This is a genomic window from Flavihumibacter fluminis (assembly GCF_021491375.1).
In the GTDB taxonomy this organism is placed as follows: Bacteria; Bacteroidota; Bacteroidia; order Chitinophagales; family Chitinophagaceae; genus Flavihumibacter; species Flavihumibacter fluminis.
On sequence record NZ_JAKEVY010000006.1, the window covers coordinates 115,461 to 134,766 of the forward strand.

At 44.3% G+C, this 19,306-nt stretch carries 14 protein-coding genes; 4 read left to right on the forward strand and 10 right to left on the reverse strand.

The genetic code is table 11. The annotated features are described in order from the left end of the window. Positions 1-154 precede the first annotated feature (154 nt). Both L0U88_RS19385 and L0U88_RS19390 read left to right on the forward strand, forming a co-directional pair. Entirely contained in the window at positions 155-3,166 is a 3,012-nt protein-coding gene (locus L0U88_RS19385; protein WP_234868306.1) for a SusC/RagA family TonB-linked outer membrane protein, read from the forward strand. Between the two features lie 17 nt (positions 3,167-3,183). Then, positions 3,184-4,575, forward strand: coding sequence for a RagB/SusD family nutrient uptake outer membrane protein (locus tag L0U88_RS19390; RefSeq protein WP_234868308.1), 1,392 nt, complete (start codon positions 3,184-3,186; stop codon positions 4,573-4,575). 13 nt (positions 4,576-4,588) lie between these two features. Here the strand turns inward: L0U88_RS19390 and L0U88_RS19395 are convergent, their stop codons facing one another. Then, positions 4,589-7,441 (reverse strand): sulfatase-like hydrolase/transferase, encoded by a 2,853-nt coding sequence (locus L0U88_RS19395; RefSeq protein ID WP_234868310.1) that lies wholly within the window; start codon positions 7,439-7,441, stop codon positions 4,589-4,591. 25 nt (positions 7,442-7,466) lie between these two features. Further along, entirely contained in the window at positions 7,467-8,678 is a 1,212-nt protein-coding gene (locus L0U88_RS19400; protein WP_234868312.1) for an exo-beta-N-acetylmuramidase NamZ family protein, read from the reverse strand. A 164-nt stretch (positions 8,679-8,842) separates the two neighbouring features. On the opposite strand from L0U88_RS19400, the gene L0U88_RS19405 reads away from it, so the two are divergent. Further along, positions 8,843-10,225, forward strand: a complete 1,383-nt coding sequence (locus tag L0U88_RS19405; RefSeq protein ID WP_234868314.1) for a cytochrome ubiquinol oxidase subunit I — start codon at positions 8,843-8,845, stop codon at positions 10,223-10,225. A 10-nt stretch (positions 10,226-10,235) separates the two neighbouring features. Further along, positions 10,236-11,264, forward strand: a complete 1,029-nt coding sequence (gene cydB / locus L0U88_RS19410; RefSeq protein WP_234868315.1) for a cytochrome d ubiquinol oxidase subunit II — start codon at positions 10,236-10,238, stop codon at positions 11,262-11,264. A gap of 56 nt (positions 11,265-11,320) precedes the next feature. Here cydB and L0U88_RS19415 read toward each other — a convergent pair whose 3' ends face one another. The 8 genes from L0U88_RS19415 to L0U88_RS21165 form a co-directional block, all read right to left on the reverse strand. Then, entirely contained in the window at positions 11,321-12,277 is a 957-nt protein-coding gene (locus L0U88_RS19415) for a 3-keto-disaccharide hydrolase (protein WP_234868317.1), read from the reverse strand. 78 nt (positions 12,278-12,355) lie between these two features. Continuing rightward, positions 12,356-13,012 carry an energy transducer TonB gene (locus L0U88_RS19420; RefSeq protein WP_234868319.1) on the reverse strand — a complete coding sequence of 219 codons (657 nt, stop codon included), beginning with the start codon at positions 13,010-13,012 and terminating at the stop codon, positions 12,356-12,358. Positions 13,013-13,109: 97 nt separating this feature from the next. Continuing rightward, positions 13,110-14,015: a dioxygenase family protein gene (locus L0U88_RS19425; RefSeq protein WP_234868321.1), complete on the reverse strand. Its 906-nt coding sequence runs from the start codon at positions 14,013-14,015 to the stop codon at positions 13,110-13,112. 52 nt (positions 14,016-14,067) lie between these two features. Beyond that, positions 14,068-14,940 carry a LytR/AlgR family response regulator transcription factor gene (locus tag L0U88_RS19430; RefSeq protein WP_234868323.1) on the reverse strand — a complete coding sequence of 291 codons (873 nt, stop codon included), beginning with the start codon at positions 14,938-14,940 and terminating at the stop codon, positions 14,068-14,070. A 22-nt stretch (positions 14,941-14,962) separates the two neighbouring features. Beyond that, on the reverse strand, positions 14,963-15,745 hold the full coding sequence (locus L0U88_RS19435) for a hypothetical protein (RefSeq protein ID WP_234868325.1): 783 nt from the start codon (positions 15,743-15,745) through the stop codon (positions 14,963-14,965). A gap of 17 nt (positions 15,746-15,762) precedes the next feature. Beyond that, positions 15,763-17,082: a hypothetical protein gene (locus L0U88_RS19440; protein ID WP_234868327.1), complete on the reverse strand. Its 1,320-nt coding sequence runs from the start codon at positions 17,080-17,082 to the stop codon at positions 15,763-15,765. A 2-nt stretch (positions 17,083-17,084) separates the two neighbouring features. Then, positions 17,085-17,657, reverse strand: coding sequence for a hypothetical protein (locus L0U88_RS19445; protein ID WP_234868329.1), 573 nt, complete (start codon positions 17,655-17,657; stop codon positions 17,085-17,087). A gap of 5 nt (positions 17,658-17,662) precedes the next feature. Further along, entirely contained in the window at positions 17,663-19,306 is a 1,644-nt protein-coding gene (locus L0U88_RS21165) for an OmpA family protein (RefSeq protein ID WP_234868330.1), read from the reverse strand.

The window sequence follows — 19,306 nt, forward strand, 5'->3', positions numbered from 1 at the left end:
TTTCTACATCCCGTTTTCATTTAAAAGAGATATACGCCTTTCATAGACAGATACCAGCTTTCTGTTAGATAATCCAGCCAGCTCATTGAATCGCATGTAACACCATTCGGTGGCCGGCTAATTTCATTGGTTTAACAAACCAAATTCTAACAGTATGAGAAGTAAATGCATGATTTTTTTCATGTGCCTACTTGCATTTTTTCAGCAGGCCACGGCCCAGGATAAAAATGTCTCCGGCACAGTAACCAACAAAAACGGGGAACCACTGGCCAATGCTAATGTCCTCGTAAAAGGAACCAGGGTGGGCACCAGTACGGATGTTGATGGAAAATTCAGTTTGCTGGTTCCCAACAACGCCAAAACACTGGTAATTAGTTCCGTCAATTTTAAAAGCCGTGAAATCGGAATCAGTACAACTCCACTTTCAATCCAACTGGAATCCAGTACAGATGACCTTTCAGAAGTAGTAGTGGTTGCCTATGGTACTATTAAGAAACCGGAACTGACCGGAGCTATCAATACTGTAAAAGCTGCAGATATTGAAAACCGTCCTTTTACTTCCGTTGATAAAGCACTACAGGGAGCAGTACCCGGACTCCAGTCTGCTGCGGCATCCGGTGCCCCCGGAGCCATTCAGCAAATTCGGTTGAGAGGAATCGGATCCATCAACGCCAGTTCTGAACCGCTCTGGGTTATAGATGGTATTCCGGTGAACAGTGGGGATGCTTCCCGCATTACCACATCCGCAAATTTGCTAAGCACGCTGAATCCAAATGATATTGAAAGTATCTCTGTTTTAAAAGATGCTTCTGCCGCATCCTTATATGGCTCCAGAGCAGCCAACGGAGTGATCCTGATTACAACCAAAAAAGGGAAATCAGGAAAAACAAAATTTCGCCTGGATACTGAAATCGGACAGAATGATATCGCTTACTACAACAACCGGTACCGTCCTTTAAATGCTTCGGAATATTTTGAATTAACAAGGGAAGGATTAATCAACGCGAATCTTGCTACACCTGCGAATGTCAACCAGGTAATGACTGCCAATTTTGGATTTGGTAATGGAGTCGATTTTGACTGGTTGAATGCAGTAACCAGAAAAGCCAATCAGCAGCAGGTGAATCTTAGCGCATCTGGAGGAAACGATCGTACCACTTTTAACTTGTCCGGAGGCTATTTCCGTCAGGATGGAGTTTCCATTGCAAGTGGATTCAAGCGGTATAATGGAGCAATCAGCCTGGTTAACAAAGCCACCGACAAACTAACTTTTTCCGGTACGATAACTGCAGGATTTGTAAACCAGGAAGCACCTCTCACGGGAGGCGCATTCGGCAATCCGATATTAAATGCATATTTTCTGTTGCCCTCTAAACAAGCCTATAAAGAGGACGGATCACTAAACTATGGAGCACCGGATTTTCCCAATGGAGTAATTTATAATCCGGTTGCAGTTTCAAAACTGGATAAAAGAAATCTGAAACAACTGGGTTTACGTGGCTCCTTCCAGGCAGATTACAAAATTCTGCCCAACCTGAAATTCACTTCCCGCTTTGGAATGGATTATAATGTACTGGAGGAAAACAACTATAACAACCCATTTCATGGTGATGGACAAACTGCAAATGGACGGGGTTTCTCCTTTTACACAAGACTGTTCAACTACAGTTTTACCAACCTGCTCGACTACCAGCTTGCACTTCTGCCAGAAAAGGATCTGAAACTTAATTTACAGGCAGGTTATGAAGCACAGGATTCAAGAACTTTTCAGAGCAATATCCAGGCACAAGGATTTCCGGCTACCTCGGTATTAACCCTGCCTGTAGTGGCTGCCACTCCGATTGTAGCTTCTGCAACGGGATCCGACTATTCCTTTGCATCTGCCCTGTCTTCGCTCAACATCAATTTTCAGGATCGTTTTGTAGTCAGTGGTTCTTTTCGCAGGGATGGGTCCAGCAGATTTGGCATCAACAACCGCTATGGTAATTTCTGGTCAGCAGGCATTTCCTGGAACCTGGACCAGGAGAAATTCATACAGCAAATTGATGCCATACAACAATTGAAAATCCGGGCTTCTTATGGCACCAATGGAAATGCCTCGATTGGAAACTACGACTGGCAACCAACCTATGGATTTGGATTCAACTACAACCAGCAACCAGGCAGTGCTCCCAATAATATTGGAAACCTGGATTTAACCTGGGAACTGAATAAGCCTTTTAACGTGGGTATTGACCTGGCCATTTTCAACAACCGGGTACGGTTAAACGCTGATTATTATAATCGGAAAACAACCAATCTGCTATTAGATGCGCCCTTATCTCGTTCCTCCGGTTTTGGCACTATCCGTGGAAATTTTGGATCCATGGAGAACAAGGGAATTGAAATCAACCTGGGACTTACATTGATTAAAGCCAAGTCATTTGATTGGGATCTTTCCATCAACTATGCACTCAATCAGAATAAAATTCTGGAAACAGTCAATAATCAGGATATCCTTGCAGGTGTATTTATGCGTCGCCCGGGATATGATTTTCAATCGCTTTACCTGCGCGTTTGGGCTGGTGTTGATCCACAAACAGGAGATCCCCTCTGGTACACCGATGGCACCAGAAAAGAGACAACCAATAACTGGAACCAGGCGCAGCGGGTCATTTATGGATCTGCCACTCCACGCTATTTTGGAGCGGTAAACAACCGGTTCCGGTTTAAAAATTTCAGCCTGGACGCACAGTTCTATTACAATGCAGGCAACTATGTGCAGGACACCTGGGCGGGTTTTTACATGGGTAGTGGAAACGGAGGCGGTTTCAATAAAATCCTTCGTCAATACACGGATCGCTGGAAAAATCCAGGAGATAACGCAGCTCTTCCCAAATACATTTACAATGGCAACAAGCTTGCTCAAAATGCCTCAACCCTTTATATCTATAAAGGAGATTATATCCGGTTGCGCGATATAACCCTGAACTACCAGGTACCCGGTACGGTACTCAAACCATTAGGATTTAGCAATGCTAATTTTTATGTCAGAGGAACCAACCTCTTTACCTGGGTGAGAGATAAAAATCTGCCCTGGGATCCGGAACAGGGTATCAACAGTCAAACCAACCTGAACATTTTTATTCCGAAAACCATAACTGTCGGACTTAACCTGGGCTTTTAATCCACAAATCAAGAAACATGAAACGTATACGAACTAAGATAGCAGTAGCTCTTTTGCTGGCTGTAACCGTAAGCAGTTGCAGCAAGGAATACCTGGAAAAAAAACCATACAACGCATTACCGGTAGAGGACGCCATCCAATCAGAGGCTGATCTCCTGATCGCGGTTCGCGGAAATTATTCCGGTTTGCGCACTATTGATCTGTATGGTAGAAGTATTCCATTATTAGGTGACCTTTTGGGAGATAATACTTACCAATCCGTTTCCAATTCCAACCGGTATACACAGTTTAATCAATTTGCCCAATCCATTGCGGATGGCAATGCCTTATTGATGTGGTCAAATGCGTATACTAGTATATTACGCTCCAACAATATCATCAATTCCTCCATTCAGGAAACGCCCGCGATTAAAACCTATAAAGGGGAAGCATATGCACTCCGGGCGCTTATCTATTTTGAATTGATCCGGTTTTTTGCGAAGCCCTACACGGAATCTGCAGATGCACCGGGAGTTCCCATAGTTCTGAATTTCAATCCAACGCTGAAACCAAGTCGGAATACAGTTGGAGAAGTATATGCGCAAATTTTAGCAGACCTGAACCAGGCATACAGCTTACTGGGTGATTATTTCAATTCTTCCCGATTTAGTAAGCTGGCAGTCAAAGCACTGGAAGCGAGAGTTCATCTGAGCAAAGGGGATAAAACCGCTGCACGTGCAGCCGCCCTGGAGGTTATCAATTCCAATAGTTTTACACTGGTTGGTGTTGATAATTATGTCGCCTATTGGAGGAATGCGGCACCACTTACCAATAAACTGGAAACCCTGTTTGAAGTTTCCTCTGATGCTGTAGCCAATCTGGGTTTTGATGCGTTGGGTAATATTTACAATCAAAGCGGATACGGTGATTTTCTGTGTGCTCCTGAATTATTTGCCTTGTATTCAGAGACGGATGTTCGCCGGCAATTATTTGAAGCTGGAGTTCGGGGTGGTGTGCCATCCATATTCGTTAATAAATATGTCAACATTGCTACGGACCGGGACGACACCAAGGTACTCAGGCTAAGTGATGTGTACCTGATGGCTGCTGAAGCTTCTGTGGGAACCGATGATGCCGCGGCCCTTTCCTACCTGAATGCTGTGGCAACCCGGAGAGACCCCGCCTTTACAGGATACAGTTCATCCGGTAATCAATTATTGGAAGACATTCTTACAGAAAGGAGAAAAGAACTTGCGTTTGAGGGTCAGCGTTTTCATGATCTGAACCGATTGAAACGGCCCATTGCCCGCAGTGCCAATGCACCTGCAGCAGCAAGAAATATTCCTTATCCATTTGATAAACGAATCCTGCCAATACCGCAATCCGAAATGGATGCCAATCCTAATATGACACAAAACGGAGGGTACTGATTCATTTGGCGTTTTAATAAACTTCAAAATTTGAAATGATTGGTTCCTCCTCTGCTTCTGTAATCTGCAACCTTATTTTGCTGGCGGAAACAGGCTGATCCAATCGATGCAAAAATTTATGGCCAATGGCAGATCCATTTACAAGGGTCTGCCATTTCCCTTTTACCAATGCATCTATTTTAAAAGCCCTGACCCGCTGGCCCTCCTGAATTTTTTCCTGTACCACCAGCTCCTGTATCTGTTCTGTTTTGGGCAATTTAATGATCAGCTGTCTGCCTGCTCCGCTTGCTGCCCCCTTTTGTACTGCAAAACGTTTCTGTATGACTTGTCCGAATTCACTAAATCGTTGTGCATCCTGATCAGGAATAAGTCCCCGGTTATCAGGAGTAAGGCCGAGTATTAATGTAGCATTCCGGCCAACGGATTTATAGTACATATCCACCAACTTGTCTACCGGGAAAATATGCGCCTCATCGCCAGGTTCCCAGAACCATTCATGTCTTCCATTGTATCCACGAAGCGGTGCATCTGCCATGGCGGGCATCCAGTATCTTCCTATTGGATCACCTTCCTTCAACAATGCATAATCGTTTTTAGAAATACCGGGAATAGCTGATTCTCCTGAACCGGTATGTGAATAAGGGAAGGTAGACCAGCATGGGTAAAAAACAGTTCCGGACTCTGATCCTCCCCAACGGGCTTCTGCCAGCTGATCATTGTGATAAAACAACGCATCAGGCTGGTATTTTTTTACAATGGGCAATACATCTGGTGCGCCTTTTGCCGGATGGCTGGCGCCACCATCAAACCAAATCTCAAATAAAGGTCCATAGCGGGTACAGATCTCTGTTACCATACCCTCTACCATTTTGTTATACTGCTGCTGACGAAATTTTTGCATGGCTGAACCGGGAGCACCATCCACCACAAAATCATGAACACCATAAAATGAATTCCAGCGGATTCCGATATATACACCTGGCTGAATGCCCTGTTTGCGGCAGGCATCAACAAAATCTCTCAGCAGATCAGCTTTCCCATCCCGCCATTTTAATTGTCTTACATTATACGGGTTTACATCCGAGGGATAAAGTGCAAAACCTGTTTCGTGAGTTGCGGTGATCAGAGCAAACCGGGCTCCTGCTGCTTTCGCTGATAGCACCCATTGCTCCACATTTAATTGCTCAGGTGCAAATATCTGGTAGTTCGCTACTGGCCGGATTCGATTCTCTGCCTGCCGGTATTTGCTGGTATCAAACACATGAAGATCATAGTGAAAAATAACTCCGAGTTCAGCCTCCTGCCAGGCAAGCTGTGCTTTGTTAGGTTTTGGTTTTTCAGGCAGCTTTACTCCATCCGGATAAGGAACCGGAACTCCGGTAGCCTTGTAGTTCAGCATTGGCGCCTTCCATGCTCTTAGCTGATCACTCAGGATTTTAGCGAGTTCCTGTACTTTGTCCGGATGCTGAAGCGCCCTGTCCTGCTGCTCCCCAAGATCTTCTTTTAAATTATATAATTCGAGCTTTTGCTGTCGCATGGAATAAACCAGTTTCCAATCTCCTTTTCGCATGGCACTGTAATAGTTGATACCCGGACCATCAACAGCTTGCCATTTGTTCGGGTAATGCCAGATTAGGGGCCGATCCGGATTGTTTTTTACCATTGGACTGGTAAGAGCCGATACAAAACTTTTCCCGTCCACCTGCTGCTGCGTTTTTGCCTGTTTAATACCTGCTATTTCCAGGATGCTCGGAAAAAAGTCTTCTATGATAACAGGCTGTGAGCTGATGCTTCCGGCTTTTGATTTACCCGGCCATTTCACGAGCATGGGTACCCGAATTCCTCCTTCATAAACAGAACCCTTACCGGCACGCAGTGGCAGGTTATGAATATGGGCAGACCCTGCCCTCGGAGGAACCAGGCTTAATCCGCCGTTATCACTCATGAACAGCACCACTGTATTTTCTGCAACACCATTGGACTCGAGAAAATTCATCAGGTCACCTAAACTCTTATCCATGCCTTCAATAAGGCTAGCATAATTGGCTTCCTGGGCAGGCAAGCCCGCATCCAGGTATTTTTGCACAAACCGTTTGTCAGGTTGAAGAGGATCATGAATCGCATAGTGTGCCAGATGAAGAAAAAAAGGTCGCTTCTTGTCAATTGGATCCTTCAGTGATTTTATTGCTTCCAGTGTCAACGCTTCTGTAAGAAAAGTTTCCGTTCCATGATATTCCTGCAAGTCAGGAACAGCCTGCACAGAAGCTTTCCCAGGAATATTCCCATAATTATCTTTTCCCTGATAACTCTGCGGATGCCCGGCAGAATGGCCAGCAATATTTACCTGAAAGCCAAGATTGTAGGGATTGGCACCAGGTGTTCCTATTGAACCCCAATGTGCTTTTCCAACATGAATAGTGAAATAACCGGCATCGTTCAAAAGGGTTGGCAGCGGGGTTGCCTGCAACGCATGCGGTACTGCTGTTAAACCGGAATACCCATTATAATTCCAGTTGGCACGATCGAATTCCTCATCTTCCCGATCCGTTGGATTGTCTCTCAGCGGAGATGTCCAGTTCGTAATACCATGATGTGCAGCATTGATACCTGTCATCAGGCTGGCCCTGCTGGGCGTACAAACCGGTGTGGCATAGGCATTCGTGAACTTTACCCCTTCTCTAGCAAGTCGCTCCATATTAGGTGTATGGTATCGTTTGTTCAACGGCTGCAAGCTGTCACTGAATGGGACGGAAGTATCCATCCAACCCATATCATCAATTAAAAACAGGATAATATTGGGTCGTTGGTTTTGTGCTGTTGCTTTCAATTGGAAAAACAATAGCGCTAACAGAGCAATTTTATTCATTTCTTATCGTGTGTGGTAAGTAATTCTAAGGATACAGCAGGTACTTCTTCCGCATTGTTTTGTATTGCGACAATCCAGGCTCCCAACTGGCACGGATAGCTTGTTCCGTCACACCATCCCGGATCTGTTGTTGAAACTGATCTGTACCAGCCAGTTTATTGATATCGCCCATTTGATTGCTTTGGCTGCGGTCGAAGAACTTTTCTTTATAGGGATAGGCTTTATACATTTCCATCATCCATTGAATATTGAGCTTTCGCTCCTTCCTCAGGGACGACATATCATAGTTCATAAGATCCAGTCCGTAACATACCTGGTTCATATGCAGCGGTGTTTCAGACATACCCGGGATACTTACCGGTGTAAACTGGTAAGCATAACTACCCTTGAGTGCAGGAGCCCCCAGTTTGGTGAAGGGTGTTTGCGTTCCCCTGCCCTGACTTACAATTGTTCCTTCAAACAAACAGACGGAAGGATACAATTCCACACTCTGCTGTGTATTCAGATTGGGAGAGGGCGGTACCGGCAATGTATAGGGCATATCGTGATGGTAGTTCTGCATTTTGATGATCTTCAACTTACAGGCAGGCAAATCGCGCAGCCATTTTTCACCATTGATCATCAGCGCAAATTCAGCAATCGTCATACCATGTGCAATAGGAATGGGAAACTGACCTATTCCCGATTTGAACCGCATGTCCAGAATTGGCCCGTCTACCAGGTATCCGTTGGGGTTCGGACGGTCGAGTATCATCAATTCTTTCTTATGTTCGGAACAGGCTTCCATCACATCGCGCAATACATTGATATACGTGTAGAACCTACAACCGACATCCTGAATATCAAATATCATCAAGTCCACATCTGCCAGGTTTGCAGCAGATGGTTTGCGTTTTGAACCATACAGGGAAATAATCGGTAATCCGGTTGATGCATCCACTTCATCTTTAACTTTTGCTCCGTTACTGGCATTGCCCCTAAAACCATGCTCCGGTCCGAATACTTTCACAACCTGAACGCCAAGTGCCATCAGACTATCCACCAGGTGTTTGTTTCCGATAACGGTAGTTGGATTGGCCAAAATCCCTACCCTTTTCCCTTTTAAATAGGGCAGGTATTGTTCAGTTCGATCTGAACCAGTTTTAAAAGATGCCTTGTTACTAACGTTGCTGTATAAACGAATAATGAAGAGGAGACTAATGATTGTTATCAAAAGAACAGTAAGCAATCTTTTCATACTCTAATGTATTCAAAAAAACGCGACAATAAATTGTGCTATTTGTCACATTGATATTTTTTAAAATATTTTCGGGTTAAACCTATTGCTCCCCGGTATGGCTACCTATCTTTGTGTCTGCTATTCAACAACTACCTGCTTTTGAATCCTAAAATTTCTTATCTATGGATGTTGAAATACTATCCCGCATTCAGTTCGCCTTCACCATTGCCTTTCATTATATCTATCCACCCTTAAGCATCGGACTGGGATTGATCCTGGTGATCATGGAAGGCCTGTATCTCAAAACAGGCCTGAAGATTTACGAAGACATGACCCGTTTCTGGATCCGGATCTTCGCGTTGACTTTTGGTCTTGGGGTTGCTACCGGAATCATTATGGAATTTGAATTCGGAACCAACTGGGCAACTTACTCCAAATATGTTGGTGACATCTTTGGCAGTGCATTAGCAGCTGAAGGCATTTTCGCCTTTGCACTCGAAAGCGGTTTTCTCGGCATTCTCTTATTCGGGTGGAACCGCGTTAGTTCAAAAGTTCATTTCTTTTCAACCATAATGGTATTTCTGGGTTCCATGTTCAGTGCTGTCTGGATCGTGGTAGCAAATAGCTGGCAGCAAACTCCTGCAGGTTATCATATTGTAGGCGAGGGACTACAAGCTCGGGCAGAAATCACTGATTTCTGGGAAATGGTTTTTAATCCTTCCAGTATGGAAAGATTGAGTCATGTATGGATAGGTGCTTTTCTTGCAGGTGCTTTTCTTGTATTAAGTGTGCATGCTTATTATATACGGAAAGGGAAACACCTCGCAATAGCCAAACCAGGATTTAAAATCGCACTGGCGGTTGCAACCATTTTTTCTCTTGCGCAACTGTTTACCGGGCATAAAAGCGCTGATGGGGTAGCAAAAAATCAACCCGCAAAACTGGCAGCACTCGAAGGACATTATGATAGCAGTACTGTGGCGGATATGTACCTGCTCGGCTGGGTGAATAATAAAACGCAAACCACCACAGGTATAAAAATACCAGGCGGACTCAGTTTTCTGCTGCATCAGGATTTCAAAACGCCTGTTACCGGGCTGAATGCATTCCGGCCTGAAGATCGCCCCATCCAGGTGAATGCTGTTTTCCAATTTTATCATATCATGGTTGCGATTGGCATGCTGCTTATCGCACTCACACTGTATTCGAGCTGGCTTTGGTGGAGAGGGAAATTATTTGAGAACAAATGGCTGATGGGAGTTTTCGTATGGGCTGTACTCTTACCACAGATTGCCAACCAGGCGGGATGGTTTGCTGCAGAAATGGGCCGTCAACCCTGGGTTGTATACAATCTCCTGCGAACCTCTGATGCATTATCCAAAGCGGTAAAAGCGGAACAGGTATTGGTTTCACTAATTCTTTTTACACTCGTATATACTATACTGCTGGTTCTATTCCTGTATTTGCTGAACAAAAAGATCAAACACGGCCCTGAACTGACTGCGCCTGATGAAGAGAAGGAAATAGAAGCAAAAAGTATTCGGGAAAATCCTATCATGAATTAAATTATCAAGTATGTTTTTAGGACTCGACTACAATACCTGGTGGTTTCTTGTTTTTGGCGCGGTTATTAGCGGATATGCTATTCTGGATGGTTTTGATCTGGGAGCTGGCGCGCTGCATCTTTTTCTGAAAAAGGAAGAAAGTCGCCGAATCGCACTGAATGCAATCGGGCCGGTCTGGGATGGAAATGAGGTTTGGCTGGTAATTGCAGGTGGCGCCCTTTTTGCGGGATTTCCCATCGCCTATGCAGCTGTGTTCTCTGCCTTTTACCTCCCTGTAATGGTATTTTTAATCGGCTTGATCTGGCGGGCGGTAGCAATTGAATTCAGAAGTAAGGAACCTGGTAAACTATGGCGGCTAACCTGGGATATCGTATATACGTTCGCCTGCGTAGTGGTAACTTTTTCACTCGGACTCATGCTGGGAAATGTTGCACTTGGCATTCCACTTAATGAAGAAAAGGAATTCTCCGGATCGATGTTGTCTTTCTTCAATCTTTTTTCCATTCTGGTTGGAATCACCACACTGGCTTTGTTCATGATGCATGGCGCCATTTACCTCGCGATGAAAACAGAAAACCGGCTGTATGTTAAGCTGACTGTTCTTGCCAAAAACTTCACGATCTTTTTTGTAGTTGCCTTTGCATTAACCACCTTATATACGCTATTATACATTCCTCATCTGAGTGATAAGATCCGCAGCAACCCGCAATACTTTATTTTTCCGGTAATCATGATCCTTGCAATCGCAAGCATACCAAGGCAATTAAAAAGAGGAAATTACCGGCTGGCCTTTTTATTCTCCTCCATAACCATCGCCTCCCTGTTGATCGCTGTGGCAGTGGAAGTATTTCCTTATTTGCTTTATGCAAGCAATAACCCGGCAAACAGCATCACCATTGATAACGCCGCTTCTTCTGCAAAAACCATGAAAACGCTATTGATTATTGCCATGATCGGAACACCACTGGTAGCAACTTATACTGCCTTTGTTTTCTGGACATTCAAAGGAAAAGTAAAATTGGATGAGATGAGCTATTAAAAAAGGCAGACAGGATTCACTATCCTGGCTGCCTTATAAGTTATGCACCCCTGCAATTATTGCGCGGGAGTAATCGTGATATTCCGGAATTCAATCGGACCATGATCTCCCTGGAAGAAAATCGGTCCGGGTTCTCCTTCATTGCTATCCAGCGCACCACCTGTGATACCCGGGATTTCCTGGTAATAAATCACCTGCTTGCCATTCAGGAAAACAGTCACATAACGACCCACCAATGTGATATCATAGGTCTGCCATTCGCCGGCTTTCTTTGCAGCCATTTCTACAGGAGAGATAAAACCATAAATAGCACCTAACAGATCTTTTGCAGGATCTTTTCCATAGCTGTCTTCTATTTGCACTTCGTATCGGCCTCTCAGGTATACACCACTGTTACTGCCGGCAGGACAACGAAACTCAACATGCAGTTTAAAATCGCGGAATTTTTGCTCAGAAGCCAGGTTAACACCGGACTTGGGGCTCTTCAAAACTCCATTCTCTACCACCCATTGGCTGTTTTCTCCCAATGGTTTCCAGCCATTCAGGTTCTTGCCATTGAACAATGCAATCGGCTTGCCCCAAACCGGCGCCTTGGTTGGGCGTAGTGCCGGAGCTTTCACAGCCGTGAAAGGCCAAACTTTTCCATTGGCTTCCACCATCGTTCCGGTAAGTTTACCATCCTGGAGAGTTGCTTCAAATTTCTGGTCGTTGTCTTCGGCTTCCCACTGTGGAGGCAAACTAAAACTGAGCTTTCCATCTTTAAAGAATACCTGGGAAACCGGACGAGCACTTCCACCCATTCCAACAAAATGACCAACCAATCGCTTATGGCCCGAATGGTTGATTTCCAGCCAGGAAGGCTTGGGTACACCGTTCTCTATGACTGTCATATCCCAGCGACCTTCAATCTGGGGCGCTGCTGATTTTACTGTAACATGATCCTGCGCAGTCGTCACTAAACCGGCTGTCATACAAACCGCTGCAATGCTAAAAAACTGGAAGATTCTTTTCATATTCAATCAATTCTTGTTGGTTGAGAAATAAACAGCTTCAAATTAAGCCTTTTTCAGTAGAAGCTACTTTAATTGAAACTAACCAAACCTAAAAACAACCGGCAATACATACCAAAAGTCGGAGGGTTCATTTTCTCTTAGTCCGGGTACCCAGTTTTTCATTTTTCGCACGATACGAAGTGCTTCCTGATCTAATGCAGGATGAATTGATTTTTGAATACTTATATTAGTCAGACTGCCATCCTTTCTGACTTTAAATAAAACCCGAACAGTCCCCTGCACACCCTCACGAATAGCCTGTTTCGGAAACTTCAGCTCCCGTTGTAAAAAAGCCTTTAATTCTACCAATCCCCCCGGATACTCAGGTTCTTTTTTATATGGAAAAAAACTAGTATCTGCGCCTGTAGCGGTATAACAGAATCCTTCCAGAAAGACTCCCTGTTGATATTTTTCCTTCCTTCTTAATTTTCCATCAGGCCAATAGCTTTTAAACCAGCCGTCCTGAATATTTTTTTTGAAATCACTAAACTCAATTTCTGCTTCTAACCGATGCTGCATAGTAAAACTTTTTACGCTGGAAGCAGATGAGTCGTCTTTAGCATATGTTACCACCGCATAAGAATTCGCCGAATCAGGACCGGAAACTTTTTTTCCTTCAATATCATAGTAAGTTGTATCCTGCGCAGTAAGTGATTTTGCCAGTACTAAAAAAAGGACAACAAGGTTATATTTCATATAAAACAATTGCCCGGCAATATATATCGATATCACTCATGCGGCAACTCCTGCAGATCAAAATAGTTTCCTCTTGTTTTATCCAATGTACTGCTGATTAGCGCAAAATTTTCCTTTGTTGGCGGATGGCAGATTCTTTTTCAAGATAAGTCAGCCAGGATCGGATGGCCGGCCAATCGGGTCGATTCCCCACAAAATAAAGCAGTCCGTGATAGCGCCCGTATTTACAAACGGGGCAGGTTCTCGTTCCCTTATCCGGACCATACGCATGATAAGGAATGAAGGAGGGCTGGTCTTCACCAACAGCCAAACCCGATCCGGTTCGGGCAACCTTTGGATGATTAGGAATGTTTAATCCCAATATAATATCATGTTCTGCAACCTGGATTCCATCCCGAAGCAGGATCCTGGCTATACCAGAGCCTCCCCGGTTTTCAGGCAGGTATTTTTTCAAATGTGTAATCAGCAAGGGGTCATCGTCAAAATTCAAATCTTCGGTGTAATAGGCTTCATTCGCCCCCGGTTCCAGCAGAAAAAAATGAACATGAGCAGGCATTGATTCTCGCGGATAAGCACCAGGCCGGATGGTGTAGATCTCATACCGCCCTTTTTCATCTGTTTTCACCCAACCCCGGATATGACCATGTGGAAGGGTGAGTTGATCCTGTCCGGCAGCGGGAGTATACAAACCATTGACGTCCGTTTGCCAGTAATAGAGGACCACACCCTGAGCAGGAGTTTCACCATCGGCCTGATAAATGGTGCCAGCAATCAACAAACGTTGCCCTTTTTCAGACCATCCGGCACTGGTATCCACAGCCTTTATCTCAGCAGGCATGCCAACGAAAATGAGTTCGCAGCCTTCGCAGGAACCCCCGATCTTTCCTTTTGAAATGGTCTGTACTTGTGAAGAAACTGGCTGCCCTTTACATGAAACAAGGGTGCCCAACAGCACTATTGCCAACGAAATCAGGGTCTGGGAAAGCGGTACTGAAAAAATCATACTGGAGTTTTTCAGCAAACTAGTGCTACTGGTAGCCTGGGAACAAATCGAATCAGCTTTCCTGAGTGAAAGGATGCGTATCCTGAGGGCTTGATTTCCTGAATACCTGCCTGAATACTGAAACATAGTTTCTGCTTAGGCGGATGACCTGCCCGGAAACCAGCACCAAATCGTAATCACCGTTGCCTCTGGAACGAACTGCCTGAATTTTATGGCAATTGACCATGCAGGATTTGTGAACCCGGACAAATTCCGTCGGATCCAGTTGTGTCTCCAGGCCTTTCAGGGTTTCGCGATGCAGTAGTTTTTTATTCTCAAGGTGCAACATTACATAGGGACTTCTGGCTTCCAAGTAAATCAAATCCGTTAACGTAACAACGACTTTCCGGTTACCATCTGCCACCAGCAACTGACGTAGTGGGCTGGATTCCTGAACAGGAGAAACCTGTGTTGGCTCGTTTACAGCTTTACGCTGGACATACCAACCTTTTAAAAGTACCGTTGCCACATAAAATCCCAGCAGCACATATAAGTATTCAGTCAACCCAAACCAGAAAGTTTGCTTTACTGCAAAATGATGCCTGAAAAACAAACCTGAAAACAACCATATAAAACCGGCATACAGTAAGAGATGAATGAATATTGGAACAAGTATGGCGATAAGCATCCTGGGAGCGGATACCTTCACTTTATATTTTAGCCAATACCACTGTAACCACCATAGCGGGATAAAAAACAGCCAAAAACTACTGAATAAGAGCGATTCCTCTATGTAGTAACCACCGCCCCTGAATGATGCATACAGATAATCCTGTACCAGCGTGAAAAACACAAGACAGGTAATAAGCACCAGCAGTATCCTGACAGCAGATTCAATTCTAATCGCTATAGAAGAAATGGATAACATAGAAAATATGCGATCCACAAATTAAGAAAATTTCAGCTGCTTAGTCTCCGGTTGTGACAGTAACACCTGCACCGGCTTTGTTGGCGGGTATAACAAAAGGACCTTTTCTATCCGTAATTCTACCACTCTTGTCTATTATGAAATTCATGTAAACAGCATTGTTCTTATTATTTTTATCCTGCTCTTGCGGTACCAATTCAAGCCGGATGGTATACCATAAACCCGGTACCAGAAAAATTTCTTTGTTACCGGTTTTCGCTGCAACCTTCTGAACACCCCGCAAGCCCGGGATGGGTAAGGGATATCGGACTAAAACTTCTTTATTCGTCTCTTTTCCTTTTATCGGAATCCACACCTCTGCCAGTTTACCAGATTCGAGTGAATAATCCATAGTAAGCCGGGTATCAAAATGCCAGATTGTTGTGCGGTTTATAGTTGTCCTTTTTGTAAAATCAAAAAAACCTTCAAGGATGGATGCATTCATAATGCTATTGCGGAAAGCCCAGGTTTCCGTACCCAGGTTGTCTACACCCACCCGCACTTTCAATTCTTCCGCAAACAGGGCTTTTTTACCCAGTTGCGATTCATAATTGGAACCAAATGCTTCCAGGTGTTTTTTCTTTAACTCCCGGTATTCGGACTTAACAAAGTCAAACGACAGATTGTCCATTAATCCAAGATCAAAATCAGCCGGACCTTTGGAAATATCTTTTACCACTCTTCTTTCAACAGGTTTTTTAATCGAGCTGTTTTTGTCTTTATTCTTTTGGGCTTGTACCATTACAGCAACAAGCAGAAACAAAAGCAGAAAAGAATTTTTCATAAATAGGTTCTTTTTAATTATTCGCCGCTACGTTTATATTTTTCCTTTACGAATTCATAGAACATATAACCATAGCGATCATACCAGTCGGGCGTGCCAAATTGTTCTTCACAAACAGCGAGTGCAATCAGACTTTCCTGTAGTTTTCCAATAAGTTCCGTGTATTTCAAATCGTAGGCTTTTTCCATATCCTTCACACTGCCTTCAATCTTCACTTTCTGTGCCTGCCAGGCCAGGCCGGAAACGGCATGTATACCAGATGTGTTATCGCCAAAGGCGATGGCCTTTTTTGAAAAATCTTTCGTGCATTTGTAAATGACCCGAAGCTGCTCCAAGTTATACCGCACTTTTTCAAACTCCCCTCTGGCTTCGACAAAACAACGGGCACAATCACCGCGTGAATCGCTAACCGTACTTGCTGCGCCCTCTTCTTCATCCGGACAAAAGCTGGGAATGGAAGGCATACCCGGAGGCATAGGAAGATCCATACAGTCCCCGATGCCCGTGTACGCTTCCAGAAGTTCCTTGATAGAGACGCCCTGCTCTTTCAGCTCTTTCAGTTTTTTCAGAATGTTTTCCGCATTCTTGCTCTCCATTATTTCCTTGATCTGCGAGAGGTGCTTTTGCATCTGCCAGCTTTGTGCGAACAAAGGAGTCGGTTGCAATAAAATGGAGATAGGAGCAAGCAGGATGAGGGTCTTCCCTTTTTTATTTTTCAGCAAAACCAGGATTATAACCAGTAATACCGCAATGATTCCACCGGCAATCCATATACTATTGCTTTGCCCACCCACATTTTCTGTTTTCGGTTTTTCTTCACCGGTAGCTGCTGAATTTTTTGAGCTGGGCTTTTCCTTTTTACCCTCCATCTTTACAAAAGGAGATGGCAGGTTGTTTTTTACTTCCGGACTGGCATATACTACTAACTGATAATCTCCTTCATCTGTATCGGAATACACCCGGATACCAAAATCACCATAAGATCTTAATTTAAGATTCGCAATACCATCAGGCGAATCCGTTGTCGAACCTTTCAGCTCTATATCTTCCCAGTTATTTTTTACAATTTCTAAACGGGCATTTTTGCCATCCGGTCCCACCAGGAAAACATCAATCGGCTGAAACATGGAAGCTCCTTTCACATAAAAAAATTCACCCTTTTGGGAAAGTTTCCCCACGCCTGCAATGCCTTTTGCTCCTTTCCAGTCTTTTTGATTTTCGAGCTGGAGTTTTACCACTTTCAGCTTTTTGTCCAATGTAAATGGCTGGGCAATGGCTTCTGATACCATACAGCAACAAAGAGCCAAAAAGCAGGTAGTGAGCAGGATATGTTTCATGGTTAGAGTTGTTTAAGTTGAGTACCCCAATCCATTGCGAGTTGCCGGATTTCGTCTTCGTTGAAGAGTATTCCTTCAATAGGTTTACCATTCTCTGGAATAGAGGTTTGAATAATGCACTTATAGGAACCGGCACGAAAAGCGGCCCGTATGATCTCTGATTTATTGGTTGTTTCATGAAACAGTGTTCCGCCATCTCCAGCATCGATCAGACCAAGATAACCCGGCATCTGGGCGAGGCTCATCATGATTCGTTTCAACTGAGCGGTATCCTCAAATTTTTCCAGGTTAATCCACAATACCGCCTTTGTCTTCCTGTTCTCGTATCGCTGATCACATACTTTATCGGTCTGAATAGCAAAATCAACCTGAAGATTTTGTGCCGCTAATTCCTTCTGAAGTCCGGAAGGAAATAAAAAAGAGCAATTTTCATTGGGCTGATCCTGTGCTGTTGATGTACTTTTTTCAGCGCTAGCTGCTGAAGAAGTAACAGGCGATTCTTCCCTAAGTTTGTCTTCGGCCTCTCCGCAGCCAATAGAACCAATAAGCAAGGCAACCAAAATTCGTTTATACATACATGTTATTTTAAAAGTTTAATCTCTACGCGTCTGTTTAATGCTCTTCCGGTAACTGTTGAATTATCTGCAACCGGCTGGGTAGCTCCATAACCTTTAGCTGCAAGTTTTGATGCGGCCGCTGATTTTTTCAGCCAGTCTACCACCGCGTTTGCCCGTTTTTCAGATAGTTCGAGGTTATAAGCAGCATTTCCTTCAGCATCCGTATGCCCTCCTATTTCCAGTTTCCAATCAGGATGTTGCCGAATTATTGCGAGTACCTGTTGTAGTGTTTTTTCCGATTCAGGCTTCAGGACGGCTTTGTCGGTATCAAAATAGATTCCATACAGATCGAGTTTTCCTTTCTCTTCCAATTCAGCTGCCAGGTTATCCTGTGTTTCAGGGTCGAGTTTGATTACCAGGTTCTCCAATGGCTTTGCATCCAGTGTTTCCACCAGTTTATTGTTTTTATATCCTGCCGCAGCAGCCTGAATCACCACCATGCCCATTGGCACATCGCTGAGCTGAAAAAGTCCCTCTGCACCTGTTTGAACTTCACGGCCTCCGGATACTTTTACCATGGCTTGCTCGATGGGCGCTTTGGTTTTGGCATTTATCACTTTACCTGCAAGAGCAGAAACAGGAATGGATTTGGGATTCACCAACAGCCGGATAAAATCCACTCCGAAACCATCTCCTGAATTCGTACCCGGACCATCAATCCGGATAGTCAGCTGGCCGGTTTCTACCTCGTTCAGGAATTCCGGTAATATCTGAACAGATAATAATTTGCCAATGGGACCACCCTGTTTCAGCTCATTGAGATAACTGCTGATCCAGACAGCTTCCCGGTCATTGATCCATACCTGAAATTTGGAATGGTAGGTAGCCGGTTGAAAATCGTCCAGGAACAGCTGCAGAAGGGCATGCTTAACCTTCAGCCCTCTTAGATCAAAGGATAGTTTTAATGGTTCGGGAAGATTATATGGCCGCTCGGTGGATTTCGTATAGCCATCCACTTTATTGGGCTTGGAAAAAGTTGTTTTGTCATATTCGTATCCGGAGATGACCATAATCCGGTCCGTACCAGCAGGATCATCCGGTTCCGGATAAAAAGGATAATCATGCTTTGGGGTTGATTCACCTGAAAAGGGATCAAATCCTACCGGCCATCCATAACCGAGATTATCCATATCACCATAGCGGTATTCCAATTCAGCCAACTCCGTATTATAGGCGATGAAATTGGGCTGGTCCCATCCATCTGGTATAGTAGGTTGTGAAACTTTGAACTTAGACTTTTTACGCTGTTCAATCAGTCTGTCCTTTTGTACCAGAAAGTAGGCAAAGGCATCCGGTAAGGGTTGCCGGTAGATATTTTCCATCCGTTCTTTTCCTTTTTCCTGGTACTCTTTGAGCGATCGGAAATACAGTTTATTCAATTCCATATGACCAATGTACTGGCGGTCTTCTTCCGAGGATTGCCAATTGCTTTGAACAGTGGGAACAGCATTTTTGCCTGAGGAAGCCGGTTCCGAACCTGTAGTTGTTGAAGCAGGATTCGATTCCACCGGCGCATTTTCCTTAATTAAACCTGCATCCTCTTTTGGCGTTTCATTGGCGCAGGCCAGCAGCAAAAAACAAAGGAAATTGACAATTCGTGCTTTCAC